Raw genomic sequence first — 24,980 nt, 5'->3', positions numbered from 1 at the left:
CCCCCTTAAAATATTGGATGTCTTCTGTGTTCTGCTTGGACATTCCATAGATCAAATTATAACTGCAATAAAATCTAAAATCCAGTCCATAAATGACCTCAGGTCAATAATAATTTGTACTTTTTCGCAAGTAACCGCTTTCCATGACACGGCATGTAATCATCATGTTTGGGTGATGTTAGAAAACCTTAATTTCTTCTGTATAGTATTCCAACACATTACAAATATTATTGCACACTTATGCGTTTTCTATTATCATGATTGCTTAGTATTTGCACTGAAAGGAAGTTATCAGATATGACCGATGAAAAAAATCCACAAACGATGCCGGCTTTTAAGTATTGCCGTGAATCACGCGTTTTCAAAACAGGACGCGTTTTCCCTAATGATGTCAACAATCACAAAACATTGTTTGGCGGCAAGCTTATGAGTGGCATTGATGAAGTAGCCTCCATTTCAGCTATGCGCCATTGCCGCGCTAACGTCGTCACAGCCTCTACAGACTCCGTTGACTTTTTGAGACCTATCCGACCTACAGACTCTGTATGCTTCGAATCCTTCGTTTCTTGGACAGGACGCACAAGCATAGAGGTATTTGTAAAGATCATTTCAGAAAATCTATATACGGGTGAGCGCGCCGTAGCCGCCACTTCATTTCTTACCTTTGTTGCAGTCGGCGAGGATGGCACTCCCACTCCGGTTCCTGCTATTATCCCGGAAACCGATGAAGAGAAACTGATCAATGAATCCGCTAATGAACGTTCTGAGCTGCGCAAAGTGAGAAGAACCATCAGCAAAAAACTCGCTGCCGAACTCAATACTGTGAAGTACTGGGAATAACTCTGCATCAAGCAGAGTTTTTTCCTCATTCCTTAAACAAGCTTTCATTCTATACACTGTATACCGCACAAAAAAGCACCGCTGCATGGGCAACACGCAGACGGTGCTTTTCGATTATATCACAACACTTACGCGTTGATTTTCTCTTTGGCAATACCAGCCAATGAGTTGAATGCGTTAAGATCATTTACAGCCAGATCAGCCAACATCTTACGGTTAACTTCTACACCAGCCAATTTCAGGCCGTATACAAGCTTGCTGTAAGAAAGACCATTCAAACGAGCTGCTGCATTAATACGAACGATCCACAGTCTGCGGAAGTTACGTTTAGTTTGACGACGGTCGCGGTAAGCGTAAACCATCGATTTCATTACTTGTTCTTTAGCTGTTTTAAAAATGCGGTGTTTAGAACCGAAATAACCTTTTGCCAATTTCAACACTTTTTTATGTCTACGACGAACTACAAATCCGCCCTTAACTCTTGCCATATTAATAAACCTCCCAAAAATGTGTGATAAACTATTTCAAGTTAGCCAATCCTTGTTTCAAACGTCTTACATCCCCAGGGGCCATTACTGGATTACCGTTCAGAACGCGCTTAGCGCGTTTAGATTTGTGGGACAGCAAGTGGTTTTTGTGAGCTTTGTAACGTGTTACTTTACCAGTTCCGGTAATTTTGAAGCGACCTTTCAGGCTGCTATGTGTTTTCATCTTAGGCATGGTGTTTCCTCCTTGAATATTATGCGGCGCCAAATTGCAGGTAAGCAAGTGACTCCAGATTTATTGGGCTTTAGGAGCCAAAATCATAATCATGCTGCGACCTTCCAGCTTAGGCTGGCGCTCAACAACAGATATATCAGCCACTTCGTTCTTAACTCTCTCGAGGATTTTCTGGCCGATATTCGCATGTGTAATCTCACGTCCGCGGAAACGTACGGAGCACTTCACTTTATCGCCTTCACCCAAGAACTTGATCACATTGCGGAACTTGGTTTGATAATCATGTTCCTCAATGTTAGCACGGAACCAGACTTCCTTGATATCAACGATCTTCTGGTTCTTACGCGCTTCCTTCTCTTTCTTCTGCGTTTCATAACGGAACTTGCCGTAATCCATGATGCGGCATACCGGCGGCTTAGCCTGCGGTGCTACATTGACTAAATCTAGATTAAGATCGATCGCCATTTGCAACGCTTCGCGGATCGGTTTAATTCCGATTTGTTCACCTTCCGCACCAACCAACCGAACTTCTTTGGCCCGAATTTCATCATTGATCATATGTTCCTTACTGATAACTCTCCACCTCCGGATCTTTTTAGCAACTATACTATCCTACTCCATAAAAAAGGGATGCCGGTAACACCCGACACCCCGTGTTTGATCAACGTTCATGAACATTAACATTCATAAAGCATTGAGATCAAAACCAGCCGGCGAAAATGCCAGTCAGGTGAGAAGCAGGTGCTTCTTCTTGCAATCCCTATGATTTGCGTACTTGAATACTATACACCACTCCAAACGGAGTGTCAAATCTTTTTATACAACATCTTTAAATATGTTAAACCTGTTTGCTTTGCACTTCTTCAAGTCTTACGACACGCGTATGCTTGGTATGGCTCCATTGCTTGTTGTTCTGCGTGAAGAACGCATAGAACGTAATAGGATACCAAGAGATCAGGTAAATTGGGAAGAACAACAGATAAGCGTACACCTTCTTAAATTTAACCTTCTCCAAAGCCATCGCAACCCCAAAGGTCACCAGATTCAAGCCGATAGCAAGGAAGCCGAGCCAGACTGGCAAGCTGCCGTAAATATTAGCGATGTTTGGTCCGTTAAAGAGGGCCATATCCACCCACATTACCGCCGTCATTAAAAAGGTAAGCAAAACAATATATACATTCGCTCCGTAAAGCGCGAGGTCAAACTTTGTTAAGCTGCGTTCTTTAATACTTTGCCAAAGTAATGGAAAAAAATAACGACGTGCTACAGTAAAGTGTCCCTGCATCCAGCGCAGACGCTGTCTTGATGAAGCCTTGAAAGTTAGAGGCTTCTCATCAAAAACCTTTGCGTCATAATTGAACTTTGGATATACACCATGAGATGCACTGCGCATCGTGAACTCCAGATCTTCAACCAAGCTTGTAGCTCCCCAGCCCATCTCTTTAAGAAGAGTGGTCTCGAAACACATTCCTGTTCCGCCAAGGAAGTTCGCCATATTCAAATTATGGCGTGAAAGTTGCCACAAACGGTTAATATACCAATACGACACACCATACGCTGCAGTGATCCATGAATCTTCTGGATTCTTAGTATCAATATAACCTTGAATAACACGTGCTCCTGAACAAAGATCATTGTTCATCTCCATTAGGAACTCTGTATGTGCCAGATTATCGGCATCAAACATTACGACTGCATCATATTGACGCTGCATGCCCCAAAGCTCCTTGAGCATCCATTCAATTGCATAACCTTTACCACGCAGATTCGGGTTAGTGCGGACGCAAGCGTTCATTCCGTGCTCTCTAACGATGCGAGCTGTACCATCTGTACAATTGTCACAAATTACAAATACGTCAAACAGTTCTGAAGGATAGTTAAGCTGCTTCAGGTTCTCCATTAACGCGCCGACGACTTCTTCCTCGTTATGTGCAGCAACTAGTACTGCAAATGTTTTTTCTGGCTTATACTTTGTTTTTGTCTTTTTCCTGTGTAGACCAAATAACGAAAAGGTAAACTGATAAACTGCGATTGCTGCCAAGATCACTTGGAGCGTAACAAACAGTGCGTCTGTCATGACCTTTTGATGCCCCCTTTTTTCACTCTCGGTGTTCTTTTTTTCTCTCTAGATTGCTTAACGTTCCTTCTGACCCTTTTGTTGCATCCCTTTACAATAGACCAAGAGTATTCTTATTCTCGGCAGACTTCACAATTTTTATATATGTTGTTTAAAAGAATTGTATGGAATCCATGATTTAGGATCCTTATTTATCTCTTACCCTTTTAAACATGTTTAGTCCGCTTGAATCATTGTACGGCGTTAGCGGCTCTAAGTCAAAACTAGCAAATTTCTAGCAAAACTGAGCTTTTCCTTGAAATGGACTACCTTTAAAAAGTATGATTAAGACAGATCTATGCTAAAGAACGGACTGCTCATAAGCACCTGTTATCGGTAGCCAACTGGCGGAGGGACAAGATATGAGACATTTATTCATGAAGCTACATCTCTGGGAGCAGCGCCTTTTTAAGTGGATCAACGGACGAATGCATAATCGCTTTCTGAACTTTTGGCTCTTCTATCTCACTCATTTGGGTGGAGCTACAAGCACAATTGTTATCAACATACTGATCTGGGCATTTGCTCCTCAGGCATGGAGAACTGCCAGCCTGCAAGCAATGACAGCTCTAGCAGTTAGCCATTTGCCCGTTGCTGTCGCCAAAAAACTGTATCCACGCATGCGGCCTTATCTGGCGTTACCGGATACGAACACATTTCGTAATCCATTAAAGGATCATTCTTTTCCGTCTGGTCATACTACAGCTATCTTTGCTTCAACGGTCCCATATATGGTAGCATTTCCTGCCTTAACCGTTATTCTGCTGCCCCTGGCCTGTATTGTCGGGTTTTCACGCATTTATCTGGGATTACATTATCCATCAGATGTATTTGCAGGCTTAGTGATCGGAACCAGTGTCGCAGCAGGTACCATAGCCTTATGGATCTGAAGTATATAGGTTAAACCGGGAAAACCTTTGAGAATAGGTGAATCAAAATTGCAAAAAAAAAGAATCTTAATACTCTCAGAAGGCTTTGGCGCGGGACATACTCAAGCTGCTTATGCACTGTCGAGCAGTCTGCGCCAACTGTCACCTAATTTACAAACAAAGGTGCTGGAACTAGGGAACTTTCTAAATCCCAAAATGGCACCTATTATTCTGTCCGCTTATCGCAAGACGGTAACGACTCAACCAAAGCTGATGGGCTACGTCTACCGCCATCAGAAATCATTTAATCGTCTTACCACACTTGCCCTGCATCGTATATTTTATACGCATACCAAAAATGTTGTTATGCAGCTGAAGCCTGACGTTATTGTCTGTACACACTTTATTCCGGGTGCTGTAGTATCTCGGCTAAAGAGAGTGGATCCAACCTTACAGGTACCGCTCGTAACTGTTATAACGGATTATGACGCACATGCCAGCTGGATCAGTCCAGAGGTAGACCGTTATCTGGTTTCAACACCTGAGGTTAGGTCCAAATTGCGTATGCGGAACATTCCTGCTGCGAAAATTCGGGTCACAGGGATACCCGTACATCCTAACTTTTGGGAGCATCCTGGAAAGCAGGAGATCCGAGAGCAATTCAATCTAAAGGATATCCCCACAGTACTAGTCATGGGCGGCGGCTGGGGGATCATGAACGATCAGGTAGTAAATGCCTGTCTTGCAGACTGGCGGGACAAGATTCAGATTGTCTTTTGTCTCGGAAATAACGATAAGCTGCTGCGTGAAATGAAAGAAGATCCTCGTTATAATCATCCCAATATTTCTCTAATCGGCTTTACGCGTGAGATCGATAAACTTATGGAGGTATCCGATCTGCTAGTCACAAAGCCGGGTGGAATGACCTGCAGTGAAGGACTCGCTAAAGGAATTCCGATGCTTTTCTATCACCCTCTGCCCGGGCAGGAGGAGGAGAATTGCCGCTATTTTACTGCATCAGGCTTCGGAGAGCCGATAGAATCTTTAGACGTAGTCGTAATGTGGATGGAACGCCTCTTAAACAACTATGAAGACGTGCAGAATAAGCGGAAGCTCCATCTAGAGGAAATCGCTCGATACCACCCCTTACAAAGCGCTCAAAGCATTATCGAATTACTGGAATAGCAAATAAAGCGGCAAGCCTCCATATCTCTGGAGACTTGCCGCTTTATTGTTAACTACAGCCGATATTTATCTAATCGAGTAGCCTGATACTGTTTGAGTGCTTCTGCGCCTACAATTGCCTCACAACGATGGATATTCACGCCACGTCCCACAAATTTCGTCTCGTATTCCGTCATAATATGATCCTCATTTATGATGCCGTCTGCATGTAGGTCCAAAGAAATATTTTTCATCTGTAAACCAAAGTCTGCAAATGCATTCAATGAAAATTCAAATAGGCTTCGGGAATCTGTTTTCAGATGAATTTCACCTAGGTCGCTTAGCAGGCCGCGATATTTGTCAAGAAAACGCGGATGTGTCAAACGACGTCGAGCATGCTTACTCTTAGGCCACGGATCACTGAAGTTAAGATAAATTCGTTCCAGCTCTCCAGGAGCAAATACTTCCTCTGCGTAATCAATATTGGCAAGCGCCAATTTCAGATTAGGTGGCGTCTCATGACCTGCTGGCTCCCAAACTGCTCTAGCCTTATCTCCAGCACGACGGATCAGTTCATCATACATATCAACGCCGATAAAATTAATATCGGGATATTTGAAGCTCATTTGGCTGATAAACTGCCCCTTGCCCATTCCGAACTCCACATGGATCGGATGATCATTTCCGAACAGCTTGGACCACTCACCTTTATAACTACGAGGGTCAAGAATGACTAGATCGGTCTGTTCTTCCAAACTTTCACGTATTCCTTTTCTTCCGCGTAAACGCATAGGTATTCCTCCGATTATCTCTTATACGATAACTGTCACTTGCAATATTGTGCCGAAATTGTCCCGAAAAGTAAAGGGATTGGGGTAAAAAAGAAAAAGGAATTCTCTGGTTCAGCTCTTAAATGAGCTATCCAGAGGAATTCCTTCGTTGTGTATATTTGGATTTAAGGCTCACTCTTGTCCGGTAGATTAGGATCTACTTTGTGTTTGAGCTTGTGGCAAATGTCTTTTTTTCGAATGCACTACGAATTTTACGCTGTGCATCTGTCTTGATCTTAGGGTTTCCGTTAAATTCCACGCCTGTTAGTGCAAGGGCTTCATCTGGCGTTAAGTGGACTTCAATCGAATCTTTACCCTCAGCATATACCGTTTGAGAATTCATTGCTATCACCTCACGGTTATTATTATGGATCGGACGACACGAAATTATGAACTCCTGGTTGAATTTCTTTATGCCACAGCAGCTTTTCACACTCTGAATATAACATACTATGTAAGCATTTTCAAGTTGAAAGCGCCTTACTTGCAGCCTATTTTTCATGCCAGTCCCGGGAGTGAATGTTACGCCGAGCTCTGTTTTTTGATACAATGTATTGGATTATAAAGAAACGGCTGTGTGTTCTCTTTTATAAAGATGCCATCCGTCTCAGAAAAATATAAAGATCAGGATTCTTATCCATGATTATATTTTCAGAAAGGAGCTCTTTGTGTCTAATCTTCAATACACTACTCCTCCGCTCCAGTGGGGGGATAAACGTTTCCATACTTGGAATTATGAAATGCGTGAGCAAATGAATACCAAGGTGTTCAAAGTTATGCTCGATGCAGGCTTTACCTGTCCCAACCGTGATGGCTCCATCGCTAAAGGTGGTTGTACTTTTTGCAGTGCCAGAGGTTCTGGTGATTTTGCGGGAAGTCGCCGAGATGATCTCGTCACCCAATTTAATAATATCCGTGACAAACAGCATCTAAAATGGCCAAACGCTAAATACATCGGATACTTTCAGGCCTATACCAATACGTACGCTCCGGTCGAAGAGCTTAGAGAATATTTCGAAGTGATTTTGCAGCAGCCAGGTGTCGTAGGACTATCTATTGCTACACGGCCTGACTGTTTGCCAGATGATGTTGTCGAATATTTAGCGGAGCTAAACGAACGCACGTATCTGTGGGTAGAGATGGGACTTCAGACTATACACGACTCTACTTCTGAGCTAATTAATCGGGCTCACGATAGCCAGTGTTATGTAGATGCTGTTGAGAAGCTGCGACGTCACGGCATTCGTGTCTGCACCCATATCATTCACGGTCTTCCACAAGAGACGCATGAAATGATGCTTGAAACGGTATCTGCTGTGGCTCGCATGGATGTGCAAGGAATTAAGATTCACCTTCTGCATCTCATGCGTAAAACACCAATGGTGAAGCAATACGAAGCCGGATTGCTTCGATTCATGGAACAGGACGAGTATGTGAAGCTAATTGCCGATTCACTCGAAATTCTGCCTCCTGAGATGATTGTCCACCGTCTAACTGGCGACGCGCCTCGAGATCTCTTAGTCGGACCGATGTGGAGTCTCAAGAAATGGGAAGTGCTAAATGCCATTGACGCTGAACTTGTTGCCCGCGATACTTGGCAGGGTAAGTATTGGAGGAAGAGCTGATGGGCTTTATGTCCGTTCTAAGCTTTGCCCATAAATTAATCTCTGAGCGCCTGACCTTAGGTGACCGAGCGATCGATGCTACTGTGGGGACAGGTGCAGATACGCTTTTTCTGGCCAAAACAACCGGCATTCGCGGGGAAGTCTATGGTTTCGACATCCAAGCTGCAGCATTAAGGTTGGCTGAAGACCGCCTGCGGCTTGCAAGAGAGGATGAGCCTTCGCTTGCTGACGTCACCTTGCTGGAACGCAGCCACGCCGAAATGGCCGAAGCCGTTCCAGCAATCTGGCATGGCACCGTTGGGGCTGTGATGTTTAATCTTGGCTACTTGCCTGCGGGCGATGCCGACAAGAATATCATTACTCAGCCTGACAGCTCTATTGCAGCCTTGGAGGCTTCACTCCAGTTACTGCGTCCAGGGGGAATCATTACGGCAGTTCTTTATCCCGGCCATGCAGGTGGAGAGCTCGAAGCCGCCGCTGTTGAATCATGGGCAACGGCTGTCTCCCCACTTGTAGCGCAGAGCATTGTTTACCGCCAGCTGCAGCGCAAGGATTCACCTTATGTAATTGCGCTCGAGAAGAAAAAAGGAATCCCCTCTTAATCTGTAAGTAATTAACCATCTTATATTTGGAAGGAAGATGTAATAATGACACAACCATATCCTTTGAAATTTCAACCGGAGTTTAAAGAACGTGTCTGGGGAGGCCGTGCACTGGAGAAATTCGGGCTAGATCTACCTGAGGGACATATTGGTGAAGGCTGGATGATCGCCGATCACGCGAATGGTACGTCTTCGGTGGTAAATGGAGCGTTAGCCGGCCAAGGCTTGGATCAAATTCGTGAGCAGTTCGGCCATGAATGGTTCGGAAGCAAAGGGATTTCAGAGGCGGGCGGTAGATTCCCTCTACTAATCAAATTGCTGGATTGCAACGACAATCTTTCCGTTCAAGTCCACCCTACAGATGATTATGAGGGATTACCTCAAGGTGAACTGGGCAAAACAGAGATGTGGTACGTGTTAGACGCTAAGCCAGGTGCCAAGATCATTTATGGTCTTAAAGATGGTGTTGACCGTGAAACATTGCGCGAAGCACTGGAGAAAGGAACCGTTATGGATAGCCTTCAAGAAGTATCTGTCTCCGCAGGAGACTCCTTCTATATTCCAGCCGGAACCGTTCATGCGCTATGCGCTGGTGTCGTTGTAGCAGAGATTCAGCAAAATTCCGACACTACATACCGCATTTATGACTATGACCGTCCAGGCCTGGACGGAAAGCCACGCGAGCTTCATATTGAAGATTCACTTAATGTGACAGCCTATGAAGGCGCCGGGGCTACTTCAATGAAGACAGATAACGCAGTCCCTGGAGAGTGGTTGCAGCTTGCCGCTTCACCATATTTTATCGTAGAAAAGGGAATCGTAAATGGTTCATGGGACCTCACCACTACAGAAGACAGCTTCACTATTCTAGTGATCTGTGAAGGCAGTGGACATCTTACTTGGGATGGCGGCTCTCAGCCTTATGCTGCAGGAGAATGCTATCTGATTCCTTCCAACCTCGGCCGTTACGCTATCGAAGGTCATTCTACTGTGCTTCGTTCTTATTTACCATAAGTCGAGAACCTTTAGGAGGAATGGACCATGAAGGAAAACAGTTTTACCCTAACGGATCCCATAGGTGTAAATATCCATGTCTATGAATGGTTACCTGAATCCGATGTTCCAGTTAAGGGTATCGTGCAAATTTCTCACGGAATGTGCGAAACGGCTGTCCGTTACGCTCGGTTTGCGGAAGCATTAACCGGAATAGGTTATGCAGTATATGTAAATGACCACCGGGGACATGGTAAAACCGCTGGTCAAGTCAATCTCCTCGGCGATGTCGGAGAGGACGGATTCTATTGGATGCGGCGCAACCTGCTTCAGGTAGCCGCCAAAGCACTCTCCAAACATGAAGGAAAGCCCATCTTTCTTTTCTCTCATAGCATGGGCTCCTTTCTGGCCCAAAAGCTGATGTGTGAAGAAGGTAACGAAATCTATACAGGGTTTATCCTAAGCGGTACAAATGGTCCCCGCGGTATGCTGCGCCTTGGCGAATCTCTGGCTAGTGCACAGCTTAAGCTAAAGGGAGAACATCACCGCAGTGTATTGATGAATAGCTTAGTATTCGGCAGTTACAACCGTGCCTTTTCTCCCGTAAGAACAGCTTATGACTGGCTGAGCAGCGATGCTGCAGAAGTTGATAAGTACATTTCCGATCCATTCTGCGGAGCCATTTGTACGACACGTTTTTTCCGTGACTTCTTCCACCTCCTAAGGGGGATTCATTCCGAAGAATCACTTAGCACATTATGTACAAGCAAGCCCATTTATATATTTGGTGGAGATAAAGATCCTGTAGGGATGACCGGCCAAGGTATTCCCCGTCTAGCTGAGTTGTATAAGAAACGAGGAGTGGCAGACGTTGAGTATCGACTATATCCAGGTGGCAGACACGAGATGCTAAATGAGGTAAACCGGGATCAAGTTACAGCTGATGTAATTAACTGGCTAGACCAGCATCTCCCTTCTGAGGTTACGGCTACAAGTTAAGAAAAAGCCGAAGTTTTGAGGCTAGTGGATTTTATGTAGAGCAGCGGTCCTCCCGTTATTGGGGGATCGCTGCTTTTCGTTTTGGGTTGTGTGCAGCTTACTTTACCCCTTACTACCTTACTTTCCCCCACTGCTTTCGGACTCAGATGACGATTGCGAATGACGCAAAAATAGACCGCCCCAAAGGAACGGTCTATCCATCAAATTAAACCGCCTTATTACAATGGCAGCGTATAGTACTGAGCACGTTGGCTCTCGTTCTGCTGGTACATCACGATCAGGAGCGTGCGACCTTCTCGAACGGAAGAAGGTTCAGCTACGGCTACAGCCGAGCTTGTGGTTTGGACAGACTCTTCTAAACCACTCTCTGTGCCTCCTTGTATTAGCGACTCTGAAGAAGGTACAACCCCGTCGACAACATTGTCCGCTTCCTCTTCCTCTGAACCCCCATCTGCCCGTAGACCGCTGATGGATTCCAGCACCGCTTCAAGCGAGAACGGTAGCACTTCAAGCACCGTATATTTTTGCAGCTCTCTTTCACTGAGTCCGGCTTCTGCCAACTGCGCAGAGATTTGACCCGGATTAGCAGCGATATCCCTCAAGTAACTCGACCAATCCGACTTATCCAGCACGAAATCCCACCAGATTTTGCGAGGCTTATACTTGTGTCCTAGGAAATAATCAAGCTTCATTAGCCCAGTAATAATATCCATAGACAGAGTCCCACGATCTATCAAGAAGGACTGCAAACGGATAAAGAGATCTTCCAGTTGATGCCCAATCTTTTGCCAGCCTCTCTCCTCCCAATAGTCACCGAACTCCTGGAAGAAATCGAATGGGGATTCAAACACGTGACGGATCAAGTATTTGGCCGTATGGTCCATCCGATGGCTGTTCCAGTATTTCTCCAGCACATCCTCAAGCCGCTTCAACCGGATGATATCCGAGAAGGACATCATATGACTGCTAAGAATTTCGTAAGGGGCATGTTCCATATACGTATACTCATATTTTGCCGCTTGGGCGCGCAGGCCTGTCCCCCGAAGCATTTTGAGGAATCCAAGCTGCAGCTCTTCTGGCTCCATAACGAATACATCATTAAAGGTTTTGCGGAAGGTGGTGTAATCCTCCATTGGAAGCCCCGCGATCAAATCCAGATGCTGATCGATATTGCGACTTTCCTTAATCTTCATCACGGTACGGGACAGCTTCTTAAAATTCTGGCGACGTTTAACGAGCTCGTTCGTCTCATCATTCGTAGACTGTACACCAATCTCAAATCTGAAGATGCCCGGAGGCGCATTCTTGGACAGGAAATCCAGAACTTCTGGCCGCATGATATCTGCTGTAATTTCAAACTGGAATACACAGCCTTGATGATTGTCGATCAAGAATTGAAACATTTCCATCGCATAGTTACGATTGATATTGAAGGTGCGGTCCAAGAACTTAATGATTTTGGCACCATTCTCAATTAAGTAGAGGAGATCAGACTTCACTCGTTCAATATCATAGTAACGTACGCCTACCTCAATACTGGATAAACAAAATTGACAGTTAAACGGGCACCCACGGCTCGTCTCAAAATAAACAATACGTTTGCTCAGATCTGGAATATCCTCTGGAAAACGATGCGGTGTAGGCAGCGTATTTAGATCGCTTTTGGGACGAGGTGGATTTACAATGATCTCCTCTCCCTTACGATAAGCAGCTCCGTACACAAAATGAAATTTCCGGTCGTCTCTCAGCTCCTGCAGCAGATGATGGAACGTCTCTTCTCCATCTCCATTGACGATGAAATCAATGCCAGCTTCTCTCTTCATCCAATGCAGCGGCTCATAAGAGACTTCCGGCCCTCCCAGAACAATCGTAACCTCAGGCATCACTTGCTTAAGAATTCCGATCAGCTTAAGCGTCTCTTCGATATTCCAGATATAACAGGAGAAGCCAATCACATCTGGCTGTTTCTGAAACAAGTCGGACACGATATTCATTACGGGATCTTTAATGGTGTACTCCACCAAATGAATATCTTTAAATTCATGCTCACTGTAAGCTTTAAGCAAACGGATCGCCAGTGAGGTATGGATATATTTTGCGTTTAGCGTGGTCAGAACGATTTTCAATGCTACACGACCTTTTCTACATTTCATTTTGAAAAAACTCTAGGAATGCCTTACCATACTTCCGGTATTTCACTTCCCCGACACCCTTTACCCTCAGCATTTCCGCTTCGGTCTGCGGGCAAACCACACTCATCTCACGCAGCGTTGCATCATTGAAAATAATATAAGATGGCACATGCTCTCGGCCTGCCAGTTCCCGCCGAATCAGACGAAGTTGCTCGAAGACGGTCTCATTGACCGCCGAAGGTGACAAATCATGTCCGCGACTACGAACTCGCGTACCGGATGCCGCACCTGCTCGTGATGGCCGCGCTACTCGCTGCATCACTTCACGCTGTCCTCGCAGTACCTCAGCAGCCAAAGGCTGGAGCCGTACTACCGGATATTGTCCTTCAGACAATGCCAGATATCCTTCAGAGATAAGTACATTGATACTCTCCGAGATCTCCTTCTCCGTCCGGCTCGACATCGCACCATGGGTCGGCAGCTTATCAAAACCATACTGCATCACCTTCTGATTGCGAGAACCTTTAAGCACAGAAGCCACCAACGCTACTCCATAACGCTCTCGCATACGGTGGATGCAAGAGAATATCTTCTGTGCATCTACAGTCATATCTACAAGCTCTCGTTCATCTGTACATGAGCTGCAAATCCCGCATGGCTTGTCTCCATGTGCCTCACCAAAATAATCCAGCTGAGCACTCCGCAAACAACGGGTAGTATAGCAATAATCAATCATTTGCTGAAGTTTGCGATATTCGTTAGCTTTGCGGTCCGTATCCTGCGGATTCTGCTCAATTAGGAACTTTTGTGTCATAATATCCTGCGCACTAAAGAGCAGGATACACTCACTAGGTTCACCGTCACGGCCAGCACGACCAGCCTCTTGAACATAAGCTTCCATATTTTTCGGCATATTGTAATGAATTACGTAACGGACATTGGATTTATCAATCCCCATCCCAAAGGCATTCGTGGCCACCATAACCCGGATATCATCATAGAGGAAGCCTTCCTGACTATCTGCCCGCTCCTGATCATTCATCCCTGCGTGATAGCGGCCTGCTGCTATTCCTGAAGCCTGCAGCCTTTGATATAGATCATCTACTTCTTTGCGTGTAGCCGCATATACAATGCCCGGTTGGTGGGAATGCGTCGCTGTGTAGTCCATGACGAATTCCCGCTTATTCTCTCCACGTAGCACAGACATGGCTAGATTATCTCTTCCGAGTCCAGTCATGAAAATACCTGGCTCGCGCAGACGAAGCAGCCGAACCATGTCCTCCATAACCTCTGGCGTCGCCGTCGCTGTAAATGCAGCCAAGATAGGTCGTTCTGGCAACTCGTCCACAAATGGCGATACCGACAAATAACTTGTGCGGAAATCATGTCCCCACTGTGATACACAGTGTGCCTCATCTACAGCCACACAGGAAATCGCCAGCTCAGCCATCTCCAGTCGGAACCAGTCCAGCTCTAACCTTTCGGGCGCGACATAAAGCAGCTTCAAATCGCCGCGACGGGCAGCACGAATCCGCTCATTTACTTCTTTTCCGCTTAACGTGCTATTAATAAAGGCTGCCGGAATACCTGCCGTGGTCAAAGCATCCACCTGATCTTTCATCAGCGAGATCAATGGCGATATCACCAATGTCAGTCCGGGCAGCAGCAATGCAGGAACTTGATAACAGATCGATTTTCCGCCTCCAGTAGGGAGGATCCCCAGCGTGTCGCGACCTTCCAGCAAGTTCTGAACAATCTTCTTCTGACCATCCCGAAAATCTGGATAACCGTAATATTTCTGCAGCTCAGCCTGCGCCTGTTCAATAGTAGGTGCTTGCATCTTCATATCTCTCATAACCCCTTAAGCGTTTCTATCTTTAGTTTAGCGGTCAATGGTGTATTGAGCAACACTCGTGAAATCATCCTGCCACTTCATGTTTTGGAAAATTTACATAAAAGCTCTTCTTTTGAGCCAAGCTTAAAGAATCGCCATTCTATAGGAAAGAGGAACAACCGTGCAAAATTGGAAACAAAATCTTAGTTCTTTTACACATAAAAAAGCACACGAAGAACCCACTTCCCCTAATGAGCGTTCGCAGAATCCTCTGGCTTCTGACCTAGATAAAAACATTAATGCCATACGTAATGTCTTTGGTGAAGATGCTGATCTCATTGTGCGTAACTTTCGAATGTATGGCATGTATCACGCAGCGATCCTGTTATTTTCGTCTTTAGTGGATCAGGAGCAAGTTCATGAGCATGTCCTGAAGCCGTTAATGAGTGCTCCCTCCGAACTCTCGGCAATTCCAGAGCAACGCAAGGATCTGCCCGATTTCATCTGGAATACAACCGTTCAAGTGACTCAAGGGAACCGAACACCGGACTTAAACGCCTTGCCTGCCTTTCTATTAGAAGGTAGCGTAGTTCTGCTTGTAGAAGGCATGGACCAGGCACTTTATTTTAATCTGCGTAAAATTGAACATCGCAGTATTGAACAGCCGCAGACGGAGCAGATTATACGCGGTTCGCGAGAAGGATTTATTGAGAATTTGGAAGCCAATCTATCCCTGCTTCGTTATCGGCTGCAAACTCCAGATTTTCGAGTTACGACCGCCCCGCTTGGTGCACGTACCCGTTCCCAGGTTGCTGTGTGCTACATAGAAGGGATAGTAGATCCCGCATTAGTTAAAAAAGTGATGAAGAGATTATCTATGATCAACACAGACAGCATCCTAGATTCAGGGTACATCGAGCAATTCATAGAGGATAATCCGTTATCCCCCTTTCCACAAGTTCAACCAACGGAACGACCAGATAGATCTGCAGCAGCATTATTAGAGGGAAGAGTCGTCATTCTGGTAGACGGCTCTCCCTTCTCTCTAATCGCTCCAGCCCTATTCAGTCAATTCTTCCAGACGATGGATGATTATACGGAACGTTTTATTGTCGGTAGCCTTATTCGAATAATCCGGCTGATTGCCTTGATATTCTCACTTTTCTTCCCTGCTCTGTATGTATCTGTAATTTCCTTTAACCCAGAGCTCTTGCCAACGGAGTTTGCTGTTGCGATCTCAGGGGGGAGAGCCGGGGTTCCTTTTCCAGCAGTTTTAGAAGTACTGATCATGGAGGTCTTCATGGAAGTACTTCGTGAGGCGACCATTCGTTTACCACAAATGATTGGAGGTGCCCTCTCTATCGTAGGTGTCCTTGTTATCGGACAGGCAGCCGTATCAGCAGGTCTGGCGAGTCCGACAACCGTGGTTATTGTCGCCATAACAACTATAGGGTCTTTTGCCACCCCTTCGTACAATGCGGCGATCTCATCCAGAATGCTAAGATTCCCATTAATTATTCTGGCGGGCTGCTTTGGTCTGTACGGCGTCATGTTAGGCACCATAGTAATTGTGAATCACTTATTATTTCTGGAATCCTTTGGGGTTCCTTACATGACACCATATGTGCCTACTAAATGGAGAGATCTGAAGGACAGTCTGATTCGTGTCCCCTTATGGTGGATGAGACGACGCCCGAGCTTTTTGAACAGTCCAGACCCTACTCGACTCGCTCATGATTTGCCAACAACGTATTTAGATCAGATTTTTAAGGAGACAGGTGAACCTGATGAACAACAACCGCCCGATAACAACAATCCAAGTAGTGATAGTAATCGTTAGTACGATTATTGGGATAGGCATATTAAGCATTCCTCGTAATATGTCTGAAACTGGTGGAAGCGGCGCACCTTTGGTGTCAGCTTCTGGAATTCCATTAGCTTTTCTCGGCTGTTGGTTCACGGCCGCTGTCTGCCGCAAATTCCCGAACGAAACTTTGTTCATATTCAGCCGCCGGCTACTCGGCACAGGACTCGCAGATATGTTCTCAGTTCTTATTTCATTGTTTTTTGCATTCTCTGCCGGGATTACCATGCGTCAATTCGGGGAGGTATGCATCACAGTTGTGTTTAAAAAAACACCTATCGAAGCGGTAATTCTATTGATGCTCATCCTGGCTGCCTTATCCATACGCAGAAATACTATTAAATTTACATATGTTCATGTTTTTTATTTACCTTTCATCTTAGTATCCGTTATCGGCATTGTTTTAGTTTCGTTAAAAAGCGTAGATGCCTTAAACTTATTGCCCATCACAGGTAATCACCTAACCTTTTCAAGCTTTTCAAAGGGAATGCTTACTTCTGCTGCCTTGTATCAGGGAACTTTTGTTCTAACGCTAATGGTTCCCATAATGAAAAATCCCCATCAGGTACTTAAAGCAGGTGCTGCTGCACTTCTTATTATTGGCTTTGTTTATGTAATGATCATTATCATCACTGTTGGGATGTTCGGAGCTCAAGAAACCAAACTGCTCACCTATCCCACTCTAGAGACTGCCCGTTCCATTTCTATTGGCGGGGGGTTATTAGAACGATTTGATGCTCTATTTATAATAGTCTGGGTAGTGTCAATATTCACTACAATTTTCACGAATTACTACGTAGCGACATATTCAGTTCAGCAGGTTATGCGGATAAAAGATCACCGCTTATTATCCAGTTTTTCACTTCCATTAATCTTCAGTTTTTCACTTATACCCAGAGATATTTATCAAGTCCACACGATCGCCTCTATTACTGGGGTTATCGGTCTGATTTTATTGACCTTCTACCCTCTATTGTTATGGTTAATGGCTCTTATTCGTCATAAAGGAGAGCCTGCTCATGAATAATGGAATTTACAAACGTATCTTTCTCTTAGTAGTACTCTCCATAGCATCAGGATTTCTCGCGGGTTGCTGGGACCAGCTCGAAATAGAAGATCGTGCCCTTGTGCTCGGATTGTCCATAGACTCCGTTCCGGCAAATAGCGAAACCGAAGATGATAAAACGACACATCTTAGTAGCGCGAACATTAACCTGAATAAGATTCGCGTGACCGCTCAAATTGCGGTTCCAGGAAGAGTCCCGTTAGGACCAAGTAGCGGGGGTGAGGGTAGCGGAGGAGGAAATCAAAATCCGGTATGGGTTATACAAGTATACGGATACTCTCTGGATGACGCCATGAATAATTTGCAACAGCAAATCTCAGATCCACGTTATCTCATCCATCTTCGGGTCATTATCATTAGTGAAGATATTGCGAGGAGCAATCTGCATGATTTAAATGACTATTTACGTCGCAATCCCGAGGTACGCCGGCGTACTTGGCTGCTGGTGTCGGAAGGAGCGGCATCCGAATTCATGAATATAAATCCTCCACTTCAACGAGTACCGACCCTGTATATCCTGTCCACCATGGAGAAAGCAGTAACCTCTGGCAAGTTCCCTGCTAACTATATGGGGGTATTCTGGTCTGCTGAATCCAAATGGGGCGAAAGCGGTTATTTACCTTACGTTTCTTTACATCAAAAAGAGAATATGTTGATTAAAGGTCTAGCTTACTTTAGTGGTGGTGTGATGGTGGGATCAACGACCCCTATTGAAATCGGAGCATATATGTCTATGAAGGGTATTAATCCCGGAGGTTATTCCGTGCTATTCAATTCAGATAAGTTTGGTCCGGTGATCCTCAAAACTAACGACCGTTTCACAAGAATTAAGGCTCAAATCAAAAATGGGAAACCCCATATAACTTATAATATTTTTCTAGATGCCGCTCTGGATGAACACATAAGCAGTGAAGCCAATATTTCTTCAAGCCAAGCTCTGAAAGAACTTGAAGTCAACTTCCAGAAAGGCGTTATACAAATATTAGATCAGCTAATTAAAGAGACTCAACAAGCCCATTCGGATATCTTTGGTATGGGAGAATACGTACGCGCTTATATGCCTTCCTATTGGAAAGCTAACGTCCATAACAAAAAGGATTGGGAAGAACAGTATTCCCATCTCACTGTAGATATAAAAGTCAATTCAAATATAAACAGAGTTGGACTTAAAGAAGAATAGGTGGTATTTAAATATGATCTATCATCAGCTAACCTACATAGCTGCAGCACTTCTGATCTCTGGCATCCTGCTGCTTACTGTGGATACTAAGATTTATGCCGTAAGTGCTATGCCCCGAGAAAAGAAGATTTCTCATCTATTAGGCTGGGTACAAATCATCTTGTTTCTTCTTGTTGTTGTAGTCCAACTAATATTTCTATGAGTACCACTGCCCTTCACATAGTATTTCTTAACAGCCCATGGTATATTGAGGAGTACAATATTAAAGGACGGAGAATGCAGTCATGAACACAAGAAGAAATCCTAAAGAAACAGCCAAAAGAGGTACTCGTTCCCACAGCAAGCCAACTGGCAAGCTTAATCATAAAGCTAAAGCACCCGCGGCACCCAAGTCTTTTACAGTAAATGAACCTTCGGAGCTGCTAGCCTTCTTACTCAGCCACATCACAGGCCGGGGACGAAATGCTATTAAATCTATCCTCTCGCGTGGACAAGTAGCAGTGAATGGCAAGGTAGTCACACAGCATAATTTTCAATTGCATCCGAGGCAAACTGTGACGATTGATCAAGAGAAGCCTGTACAAGTAGCAGAAATGATCGGACTCACCATCGTCCATGAAGATGATGATCTAATCATTATTCAAAAGGATGCTGGACTGCTGTCGATTGCCACTGCGGAAGAAAATGAATTAACAGCTTACCGCCAGCTTACGGAGCATGTCCGCATCAGTAATCCTAAGAACCGAATTTTTGTCGTACACCGCTTGGACCGCGATACGTCTGGGGTAATGATGTTTGCCAAAAGCGAACGGATCCAGCAGGCACTGCAAACTACGTGGAAGGATACCGTGAAGGAACGTTCTTACGTAGCACTAGTCGAGGGCGCTGTTAAAAGACCTGAAGGTACGGTGAGCTCTTGGTTAAAAGAAACCTCTACCCTGAAAATGTACTCCAGTCCTCATGAAGGCGACGGTCTGCATGCGATCACACATTATAAGCTCCTTCAGGCGAACCGCCACTTCTCCTTGCTTGAGGTAAAGCTTGAAACTGGACGTAAGAATCAGATTCGTGTGCATATGGCGGATATCGGACATCCGATCGCAGGGGACAAGAAGTATGGTGCGGAGACCAAAACGGTAGGCCGACTAGGTTTGCATGCTCGTGTACTTTCTTTTATTCATCCTACTACAGGAGAGTTAATGACCTTCGAAAGCCCAATTCCGAAGACATTCCTGAAATATACCGCACCTGCACCTACGAACTAACAAGATCACAGTGAATACCCATTCATCCTAAGGGGGCTGATTACAGTGGAGCTTACTACACTACAATCGCTACAATAACTTAACAAAGAATGGGTGATTAGCTATGACAACAGCACATCATTATGAATGTATTGAACGTTTACCCACGACCGAGGAGCATGCCTCCTTATGGGAAGCTGTCGGTTGGGGGAATGTGAATACGGAAATGACCGCAGCCTCTCTGGCTCATTCGGTGTATGGGATGGTCGTTGTTCAGGAAGACAAGGTTATCGGTATGGGGCGGATCGTCGGCGATGGTCATATGTACTTCTATATTCAGGACGTAGCCGTGCTTCCCGAATTTCAGGGCCAAGGCATTGGTAATGTCATTATTGAGCAGCTACTACACTATATTCGATCTCATTGTTTTTCTGGCGCGTTCGTCGGACTTTTCGCATCACATGGGAATGATACCTTTTACGAACGATTCGGCTTTCAGAATCATGCCCCGGGTATGACGGGCATGTTCAAGGTCATGGAGTAACAAGCGAAAGATGCCCGGTCCATATGGTCCCTGGGCATCTTTTTCACTTCTATTTAGATCATGTTACAATACTAATAAACAAAAGAAGGTGCCATTATTGTTCCATCCTACTGTCTTCGATAATATTAAAATTGCTTTTGAGAACCAAATCTACGATTACGATAATTTGGACGGAATTCTAGTAGTTACGGATCGTTCCGACCTTCTGAATATGGCATCGATGTCCAGAGAATTTAGCCTTTCCTTCCAATTGACGGCTGGCAGGAGCGTAACCGCCGAAGTCTTTCTTACTTCATCTGTGAAAGATCTTAGCGATGAAATATTGGAAGTACCTAACACGGATCCCGGTTGCAATCTTTCGTTACGTTTTTATATGGAGATCGAAGATATCCCTGCTGAATGTCAGGCGATCGAGAGTATTCTCAAAGCGATCTGGGGGCCTGAATTCCAGCCCGTGCAATCTTTAAGCTTCATTTATGGTCAAGAAGGCGAAACCTACAATAACTGCATCGAGCTGCGATTCAAAAGGCAAATCACGGAAGAGCAGATGGAGGACATTCCGAACCTGCTGAATCATCTTCTACAAAGTGCAGAAGAACTGGAGTCTTTCTCCATATAATCCCTACTGCACACCGTTCGTACTTTGGAAAAAGAGGTGAGCCAGAAATGAAATTCCTGCCTGCTGCCAAAAGTAACCGTTGGTTAATCTGGATGGCTGTTTATTGTGTTTGTCTATGGCTGCTTTTCATTCTGCACAGATTCGTTATGATGGCTCATACATTGGATGTCATACTCTTGCTGCGCTTCGCCCTTTTTTCCATTGTCGTATCTGGTATCGTCAATGCCTTAGGGTGGCTCGGAGCTCGTCTACTCTGGTTAATCACTACAACAGGAATAATCATCGGTTCGGTAATTATGCTAAGCTACACCTATAGAGAGATGTCCGGTTGGGAGGATCTCGCGGGATTCCTAGCTTTTTTCTTTTTTACATGTGGAGGATTTGCACTCGGTTTATTGGCGGAAGCAATTCGTCTGCTGGTTAAGCAGTGGCCGAAAGCTTGAACGGAGGAGATGATCGATCGTTGTCCAATTCTTTTCTAACCAAAAATGCATTGTCCCATTCCTTAAAAGAACTAATGGAACATACGTCGCTCAATAAAATTACAGTCAAACAGCTCGTGGACCATTGCGGACTAAATCGACAAACTTTCTATTATCATTTCCAAGATATATTTGATTTACTGGGTTGGATCTATAAGACCGAGGCTGTAGAAAGCATCGCCCAGTATCGTAGCTACAGCACATGGACGGACGGTTTTTATAGAATCTTCTGCTACATCGAACGGAATAAAACCTTTTGCTGCAACACCTTGAACTCACTCGGCAGAAATCATCTGGATGCGTATCTATATGATGTGACGAATGATCTCATTATGGGTGTTATAAACGAACTGTCCGTCGAGATGGAGGTCAGTCAAGAAGATAAGCACTTCATTGCCAACTTCTATACACTGGCCTTCACAGGCCTTGTCATTCAGTGGATGAGAGATGGGATGAAGGAACATCCGGATCATATTATCGAGAAGCTAAGTGTACTCATTGAGGGAAATATTCTAAAAGCCTTGCACAAGTATGAGAATACGCCGTTGTAACCTTTGGGTTGCAGCGGTTTTTTGTCTAAAAACTAGACAGTTAGACCGAAATGACTAAAATCCATACACTCTAAAAGGTTTGATTATACCTTCAGAATTAGAGTTGGTTTACATTAAGAATGTGATTATTTCAACAACAACTTGGAGGCGACCATTGTGAAAAAAGAGTACGGTAATAAACAGGTTTATTTTGTCGGTGGCGGAATTGCATCCTTAGCGGGCGCGGCTTACCTGGTCAGAGACTGTGACTTTCCGGGACAGAACATTCACATTATTGAAGAGATGAAGATTCTCGGTGGCAGCAACGACGGCGCAGGTGACACTGAGCACGGTTATGTCATTCGCGGTGGCCGGATGCTCAACGATGAGACCTATGAGAATACATGGGATCTACTCATGTCGATTCCCTCCCTCGACCATCCTGACAAATCCGTTAGAGAAGAGATTATAGAATTCGATACCGCCAATCCAACACATGCTAACGCTAGACTCGTTAACCGTAACGGTGAGGTGGAAGATGTATTATCCATGGGCTTCGATATGGCTGACCGGCTTGCGATGGGTAAATTAATTATTACACCAGAAGAAAAAATGGGAAAAGCTCGGATTAACGACTGGTTTGGTCCACACTTTTTCACCACGAACTTCTGGTATATGTGGGCTACTACTTTCGCCTTCCAACCTTGGCATAGCGCGGTAGAGCTTAAACGATATATGATTCGCTTCGTTCATGAGTTCCCAAGAATTCAAACCCTGGAAGGCGTAACCCGCACTCCATATAACCAGTATGATTCCATCATCTTACCTATGCACAAATATCTCGAAGGCTTTGGTGTAGACTTTACATTGAAATGTACAGTAACTGACCTGCAGTTCAAAGACGGAGATGGCATTACCGTAACCCAAATGAACGTCCTACGCCAAGGTGTCCCAGACGTTATTAACATAAGCGAAGACGATATCGTAATCGTCACGAACGGCTCTATGACCGAAGGCTCCAGCCTTGGATCTATGACTTCTGCCCCACGTCTCAACGGAAAGGGTAGCTCATGGAAATTATGGGAGAACATCGCCGCCAAAAAACCAGGTCTCGGCAATCCATCCTCCTTCGATGATCATGTAGATGGTTCGAAATGGGAGTCCTTTACCGTGACCTTCCAAGATTCCAAATTCTTCGATCTTATGGAGAAATTCACTCGTAATCGTGCAGGTACTGGCGCATTGGTTACCTTTAAAGATTCGAGCTGGTTAATGTCCGTTGTATTAGCTTTCCAACCGCATTTCCGCAATCAACCAGAGCATGTAAAAGTATTCTGGGGTTACGGTTTGTACCCTGACAACGTAGGAGACTTCGTGAAGAAGAAAATGAGTGAATGTACCGGTGAAGAAATTATGGAAGAATTAATCGGTCATCTTCATTTCGAAGAACATAAGGATGAGATCATGGCAACTGCTAATTGTATTCCATGTATGATGCCTTATATCACTTCACAATTCATGCCTAGACTAAACAGTGACCGACCTAAAGTAGTTCCTGAAGGCTCTACTAACCTTGCCTTCGTTGGACAATATTGCGAAATTCCAGATGATGTTGTATTCACGGAAGAATACTCTATCAGAGCAGCCAGAACTGCAGTATACACGTTGCTCGGCATTAACCGGCCTATCGAACCAATCAATCAACATCAGTATGATGTCCGCACCTTGTTCACAAGCTTTATCACTTCTTTTAGATAAACACTTCTTAAAAAGACGAGCGTTCCCGGATAGATTCGGCGGCGCTTGTCTTTTTAGTGTGTAAAACAGAGCAGAGTTTCGGAATTAAAAAAAGAAGAAATGGATACTTCTCCATCTCTTCTTCTCCACACTATACGAACTTTATATATTGCAAGATCCGTCCGCGCAGCCATCATCCGTAGATACGTCAGATTTTCCTTTGCCAACCACTTGCAGTGTTGGTCCAGCTTGTTCTTCCGCCCACACGGTATCCAACACCTCTGTAAATACAGGTCCAGGCTGTGCACCGGATAAAGCATATTTATTGTTGAACACGAAGAAAGGCACACCGGTAATATTCAGACGGCTTCCTTCTTCGATATCTCCATTCACTTCAGCTGTGTAAGCATCTGTCTCCAGCATTGCCGCTACTTCTACCTGATCAAGCCCTACCTCAGCAGCAAGTGTAGCAAGTACACTGCGATCCCCAAGATTCAATGAATCCGTAAAGTAGGCACGTAGCAGACGCTCGGACATTTCTGCACCTTTTCCTTTTGAGCTTGCAAAGTGACTGAGGCGGTGGCTGTCGAAAGTATTCGTATGCTTCATTGTATCGAATTGGAAATCCAATCCCACATCTTGGGCTTGCTCAGCTAGCTGTGCGTTCATTGCTTTTGCTTTTTCAATCGTCATACCGTATTTGGAAGCCAGCATCTCATGAATACTCTGAGTTTCATTCAATTTTGCATGTGGATCCAATTGAAAGCTACGGAATACCACCTCTACTTGATCTCGGTTCGGGAACTGACTCAGCGCATTCTCCAAACGTCTTTTACCAATATAACAAAATGGACACGCATAATCGGACCAAATATCTATTCTCATGAAAAAAACCTCCTAATATTATTGTTCATTAGTAACTGCTGAATAAGATTGATAACTAAATATTCGTCGCTTACTATTATATAGTTAAAAACCGAAAAATACAAA

At 44.7% G+C, this 24,980-nt stretch carries 26 protein-coding genes and 1 other annotated feature; of the genes, 17 read left to right on the top strand and 9 right to left on the bottom strand.

Annotated elements, in window-relative coordinates:
- Positions 1 to 297 precede the first annotated feature (297 nt).
- Complete coding sequence (locus NSU15_RS06675; protein WP_042125076.1) at positions 298 to 840, top strand: acyl-CoA thioesterase; 543 nt, start codon at positions 298 to 300, stop codon at positions 838 to 840.
- A 128-nt stretch (positions 841 to 968) separates the two neighbouring features.
- Here the strand turns inward: NSU15_RS06675 and rplT are convergent, their stop codons facing one another.
- The 4 genes from rplT to NSU15_RS06655 form a co-directional block, all read right to left on the bottom strand.
- Positions 969 to 1,328, bottom strand: a complete 360-nt coding sequence (gene rplT / locus NSU15_RS06670) for a 50S ribosomal protein L20 (RefSeq protein ID WP_042125073.1) — start codon at positions 1,326 to 1,328, stop codon at positions 969 to 971.
- Between the two features lie 31 nt (positions 1,329 to 1,359).
- Complete coding sequence (gene rpmI, locus NSU15_RS06665; protein WP_036679507.1) at positions 1,360 to 1,560, bottom strand: 50S ribosomal protein L35; 201 nt, start codon at positions 1,558 to 1,560, stop codon at positions 1,360 to 1,362.
- A 60-nt stretch (positions 1,561 to 1,620) separates the two neighbouring features.
- A complete protein-coding gene (infC, locus tag NSU15_RS06660) occupies positions 1,621 to 2,118 on the bottom strand; it encodes a translation initiation factor IF-3 (protein WP_042125071.1) in 498 nt (165 codons plus the stop codon).
- A gap of 56 nt (positions 2,119 to 2,174) precedes the next feature.
- Positions 2,175 to 2,319: a sequence feature (ribosomal protein L20 leader region), on the bottom strand.
- Between the two features lie 79 nt (positions 2,320 to 2,398).
- Entirely contained in the window at positions 2,399 to 3,637 is a 1,239-nt protein-coding gene (locus tag NSU15_RS06655; protein WP_042125070.1) for a glycosyltransferase family 2 protein, read from the bottom strand.
- A 401-nt stretch (positions 3,638 to 4,038) separates the two neighbouring features.
- Here NSU15_RS06655 and NSU15_RS06650 point away from each other — a divergent pair, with 401 nt between their 5' ends.
- Together NSU15_RS06650 and NSU15_RS06645 are read left to right on the top strand one after the other, a co-directional pair.
- Positions 4,039 to 4,566, top strand: coding sequence for a phosphatase PAP2 family protein (locus NSU15_RS06650; protein WP_042125066.1), 528 nt, complete (start codon positions 4,039 to 4,041; stop codon positions 4,564 to 4,566).
- Between the two features lie 48 nt (positions 4,567 to 4,614).
- A complete protein-coding gene (locus NSU15_RS06645; protein WP_042125065.1) occupies positions 4,615 to 5,730 on the top strand; it encodes a UDP-N-acetylglucosamine--LPS N-acetylglucosamine transferase in 1,116 nt (371 codons plus the stop codon).
- Positions 5,731 to 5,783: 53 nt separating this feature from the next.
- Here NSU15_RS06645 and trmB read toward each other — a convergent pair whose 3' ends face one another.
- On the bottom strand, positions 5,784 to 6,500 hold the full coding sequence (trmB, locus tag NSU15_RS06640) for a tRNA (guanosine(46)-N7)-methyltransferase TrmB (RefSeq protein ID WP_036679523.1): 717 nt from the start codon (positions 6,498 to 6,500) through the stop codon (positions 5,784 to 5,786).
- 196 nt (positions 6,501 to 6,696) lie between these two features.
- On the bottom strand, positions 6,697 to 6,882 hold the full coding sequence (locus tag NSU15_RS06635; protein ID WP_042125061.1) for a hypothetical protein: 186 nt from the start codon (positions 6,880 to 6,882) through the stop codon (positions 6,697 to 6,699).
- A 325-nt stretch (positions 6,883 to 7,207) separates the two neighbouring features.
- On the opposite strand from NSU15_RS06635, the gene NSU15_RS06630 reads away from it, so the two are divergent.
- The 4 genes from NSU15_RS06630 to NSU15_RS06615 are packed head-to-tail and all read left to right on the top strand — an operon-like array spanning position 7,208 to position 10,758.
- Positions 7,208 to 8,164: a TIGR01212 family radical SAM protein gene (locus NSU15_RS06630; protein WP_339289674.1), complete on the top strand. Its 957-nt coding sequence runs from the start codon at positions 7,208 to 7,210 to the stop codon at positions 8,162 to 8,164.
- Positions 8,164 to 8,766: a class I SAM-dependent methyltransferase gene (locus NSU15_RS06625; RefSeq protein WP_339289673.1), complete on the top strand. Its 603-nt coding sequence runs from the start codon at positions 8,164 to 8,166 to the stop codon at positions 8,764 to 8,766. Before NSU15_RS06630 ends, NSU15_RS06625 begins: the two co-directional genes overlap by 1 nt.
- Positions 8,767 to 8,811: 45 nt before the next feature.
- Positions 8,812 to 9,780, top strand: a complete 969-nt coding sequence (locus tag NSU15_RS06620) for a type I phosphomannose isomerase catalytic subunit (RefSeq protein WP_042125055.1) — start codon at positions 8,812 to 8,814, stop codon at positions 9,778 to 9,780.
- A gap of 27 nt (positions 9,781 to 9,807) precedes the next feature.
- On the top strand, positions 9,808 to 10,758 hold the full coding sequence (locus tag NSU15_RS06615; RefSeq protein ID WP_339289672.1) for an alpha/beta hydrolase: 951 nt from the start codon (positions 9,808 to 9,810) through the stop codon (positions 10,756 to 10,758).
- 218 nt (positions 10,759 to 10,976) lie between these two features.
- Here the strand turns inward: NSU15_RS06615 and NSU15_RS06610 are convergent, their stop codons facing one another.
- Both NSU15_RS06610 and recQ read right to left on the bottom strand, forming a co-directional pair.
- Entirely contained in the window at positions 10,977 to 12,884 is a 1,908-nt protein-coding gene (locus NSU15_RS06610) for a B12-binding domain-containing radical SAM protein (protein ID WP_339291269.1), read from the bottom strand.
- A 16-nt stretch (positions 12,885 to 12,900) separates the two neighbouring features.
- On the bottom strand, positions 12,901 to 14,736 hold the full coding sequence (gene recQ, locus NSU15_RS06605; protein ID WP_042125051.1) for a DNA helicase RecQ: 1,836 nt from the start codon (positions 14,734 to 14,736) through the stop codon (positions 12,901 to 12,903).
- 169 nt (positions 14,737 to 14,905) lie between these two features.
- Between recQ and NSU15_RS06600 the strand changes: the two genes are divergently transcribed.
- The 10 genes from NSU15_RS06600 to NSU15_RS06555 all read left to right on the top strand — a co-directional run bounded on the left by NSU15_RS06600 (position 14,906) and on the right by NSU15_RS06555 (position 24,011).
- Positions 14,906 to 16,564: a spore germination protein gene (locus tag NSU15_RS06600; RefSeq protein ID WP_081954018.1), complete on the top strand. Its 1,659-nt coding sequence runs from the start codon at positions 14,906 to 14,908 to the stop codon at positions 16,562 to 16,564.
- Positions 16,512 to 17,615 carry an endospore germination permease gene (locus NSU15_RS06595; protein WP_042125050.1) on the top strand — a complete coding sequence of 368 codons (1,104 nt, stop codon included), beginning with the start codon at positions 16,512 to 16,514 and terminating at the stop codon, positions 17,613 to 17,615. Before NSU15_RS06600 ends, NSU15_RS06595 begins: the two co-directional genes overlap by 53 nt.
- The gene (locus tag NSU15_RS06590; protein ID WP_042125048.1) at positions 17,608 to 18,834 is read left to right on the top strand and encodes a Ger(x)C family spore germination protein; all 1,227 of its coding nucleotides are present in this window, start codon (positions 17,608 to 17,610) and stop codon (positions 18,832 to 18,834) included. Before NSU15_RS06595 ends, NSU15_RS06590 begins: the two co-directional genes overlap by 8 nt.
- 13 nt (positions 18,835 to 18,847) lie before the next feature.
- Positions 18,848 to 19,036: a CLC_0170 family protein gene (locus NSU15_RS06585; RefSeq protein ID WP_042125046.1), complete on the top strand. Its 189-nt coding sequence runs from the start codon at positions 18,848 to 18,850 to the stop codon at positions 19,034 to 19,036.
- A gap of 82 nt (positions 19,037 to 19,118) precedes the next feature.
- Positions 19,119 to 20,099 (top strand): RluA family pseudouridine synthase, encoded by a 981-nt coding sequence (locus NSU15_RS06580; protein ID WP_339289670.1) that lies wholly within the window; start codon positions 19,119 to 19,121, stop codon positions 20,097 to 20,099.
- Between the two features lie 103 nt (positions 20,100 to 20,202).
- A complete protein-coding gene (locus tag NSU15_RS06575; RefSeq protein ID WP_339289668.1) occupies positions 20,203 to 20,622 on the top strand; it encodes a GNAT family N-acetyltransferase in 420 nt (139 codons plus the stop codon).
- Between the two features lie 97 nt (positions 20,623 to 20,719).
- Complete coding sequence (locus NSU15_RS06570) at positions 20,720 to 21,241, top strand: hypothetical protein (RefSeq protein WP_339289666.1); 522 nt, start codon at positions 20,720 to 20,722, stop codon at positions 21,239 to 21,241.
- A gap of 47 nt (positions 21,242 to 21,288) precedes the next feature.
- The gene (locus NSU15_RS06565; protein ID WP_339289665.1) at positions 21,289 to 21,684 is read left to right on the top strand and encodes a hypothetical protein; all 396 of its coding nucleotides are present in this window, start codon (positions 21,289 to 21,291) and stop codon (positions 21,682 to 21,684) included.
- 20 nt (positions 21,685 to 21,704) lie between these two features.
- On the top strand, positions 21,705 to 22,274 hold the full coding sequence (locus tag NSU15_RS06560) for a TetR-like C-terminal domain-containing protein (RefSeq protein WP_339289664.1): 570 nt from the start codon (positions 21,705 to 21,707) through the stop codon (positions 22,272 to 22,274).
- A gap of 156 nt (positions 22,275 to 22,430) precedes the next feature.
- Positions 22,431 to 24,011 (top strand): oleate hydratase, encoded by a 1,581-nt coding sequence (locus NSU15_RS06555; RefSeq protein WP_076119982.1) that lies wholly within the window; start codon positions 22,431 to 22,433, stop codon positions 24,009 to 24,011.
- A gap of 141 nt (positions 24,012 to 24,152) precedes the next feature.
- On the opposite strand, the gene NSU15_RS06550 is transcribed toward NSU15_RS06555, so the two are convergent.
- Positions 24,153 to 24,875 (bottom strand): DsbA family oxidoreductase, encoded by a 723-nt coding sequence (locus NSU15_RS06550; protein WP_076119983.1) that lies wholly within the window; start codon positions 24,873 to 24,875, stop codon positions 24,153 to 24,155.
- Between the last annotated feature and the right edge of the window lie 105 nt (positions 24,876 to 24,980).

Source organism: Paenibacillus sp. FSL E2-0201, from assembly GCF_037963325.1.
GTDB lineage: Bacteria > Bacillota > Bacilli > Paenibacillales > Paenibacillaceae > Paenibacillus_AQ.
The sequence above is the reverse complement of the archived record's forward strand: the minus strand, read 5'-3'. Positions and strand labels throughout refer to the sequence as shown.

Coding starts and splice junctions, on each gene's coding strand:
- NSU15_RS06675 (WP_042125076.1), top strand. CDS start 298: ATGACCGATGAAAAAAATCCACAAACGATGCCGGCTTTTAAGTATTGC.
- rplT (WP_042125073.1), bottom strand. CDS start 1,328: ATGGCAAGAGTTAAGGGCGGATTTGTAGTTCGTCGTAGACATAAAAAA.
- rpmI (WP_036679507.1), bottom strand. CDS start 1,560: ATGCCTAAGATGAAAACACATAGCAGCCTGAAAGGTCGCTTCAAAATT.
- infC (WP_042125071.1), bottom strand. CDS start 2,118: ATGATCAATGATGAAATTCGGGCCAAAGAAGTTCGGTTGGTTGGTGCG.
- NSU15_RS06655 (WP_042125070.1), bottom strand. CDS start 3,637: ATGACAGACGCACTGTTTGTTACGCTCCAAGTGATCTTGGCAGCAATC.
- NSU15_RS06650 (WP_042125066.1), top strand. CDS start 4,039: ATGAGACATTTATTCATGAAGCTACATCTCTGGGAGCAGCGCCTTTTT.
- trmB (WP_036679523.1), bottom strand. CDS start 6,500: ATGCGTTTACGCGGAAGAAAAGGAATACGTGAAAGTTTGGAAGAACAG.
- NSU15_RS06635 (WP_042125061.1), bottom strand. CDS start 6,882: ATGAATTCTCAAACGGTATATGCTGAGGGTAAAGATTCGATTGAAGTC.
- NSU15_RS06625 (WP_339289673.1), top strand. CDS start 8,164: ATGGGCTTTATGTCCGTTCTAAGCTTTGCCCATAAATTAATCTCTGAG.
- NSU15_RS06620 (WP_042125055.1), top strand. CDS start 8,812: ATGACACAACCATATCCTTTGAAATTTCAACCGGAGTTTAAAGAACGT.
- NSU15_RS06615 (WP_339289672.1), top strand. CDS start 9,808: ATGAAGGAAAACAGTTTTACCCTAACGGATCCCATAGGTGTAAATATC.
- recQ (WP_042125051.1), bottom strand. CDS start 14,736: ATGAAGATGCAAGCACCTACTATTGAACAGGCGCAGGCTGAGCTGCAG.
- NSU15_RS06595 (WP_042125050.1), top strand. CDS start 16,512: ATGAACAACAACCGCCCGATAACAACAATCCAAGTAGTGATAGTAATC.
- NSU15_RS06590 (WP_042125048.1), top strand. CDS start 17,608: ATGAATAATGGAATTTACAAACGTATCTTTCTCTTAGTAGTACTCTCC.
- NSU15_RS06585 (WP_042125046.1), top strand. CDS start 18,848: ATGATCTATCATCAGCTAACCTACATAGCTGCAGCACTTCTGATCTCT.
- NSU15_RS06580 (WP_339289670.1), top strand. CDS start 19,119: ATGAACACAAGAAGAAATCCTAAAGAAACAGCCAAAAGAGGTACTCGT.
- NSU15_RS06575 (WP_339289668.1), top strand. CDS start 20,203: ATGACAACAGCACATCATTATGAATGTATTGAACGTTTACCCACGACC.
- NSU15_RS06565 (WP_339289665.1), top strand. CDS start 21,289: ATGAAATTCCTGCCTGCTGCCAAAAGTAACCGTTGGTTAATCTGGATG.
- NSU15_RS06550 (WP_076119983.1), bottom strand. CDS start 24,875: ATGAGAATAGATATTTGGTCCGATTATGCGTGTCCATTTTGTTATATT.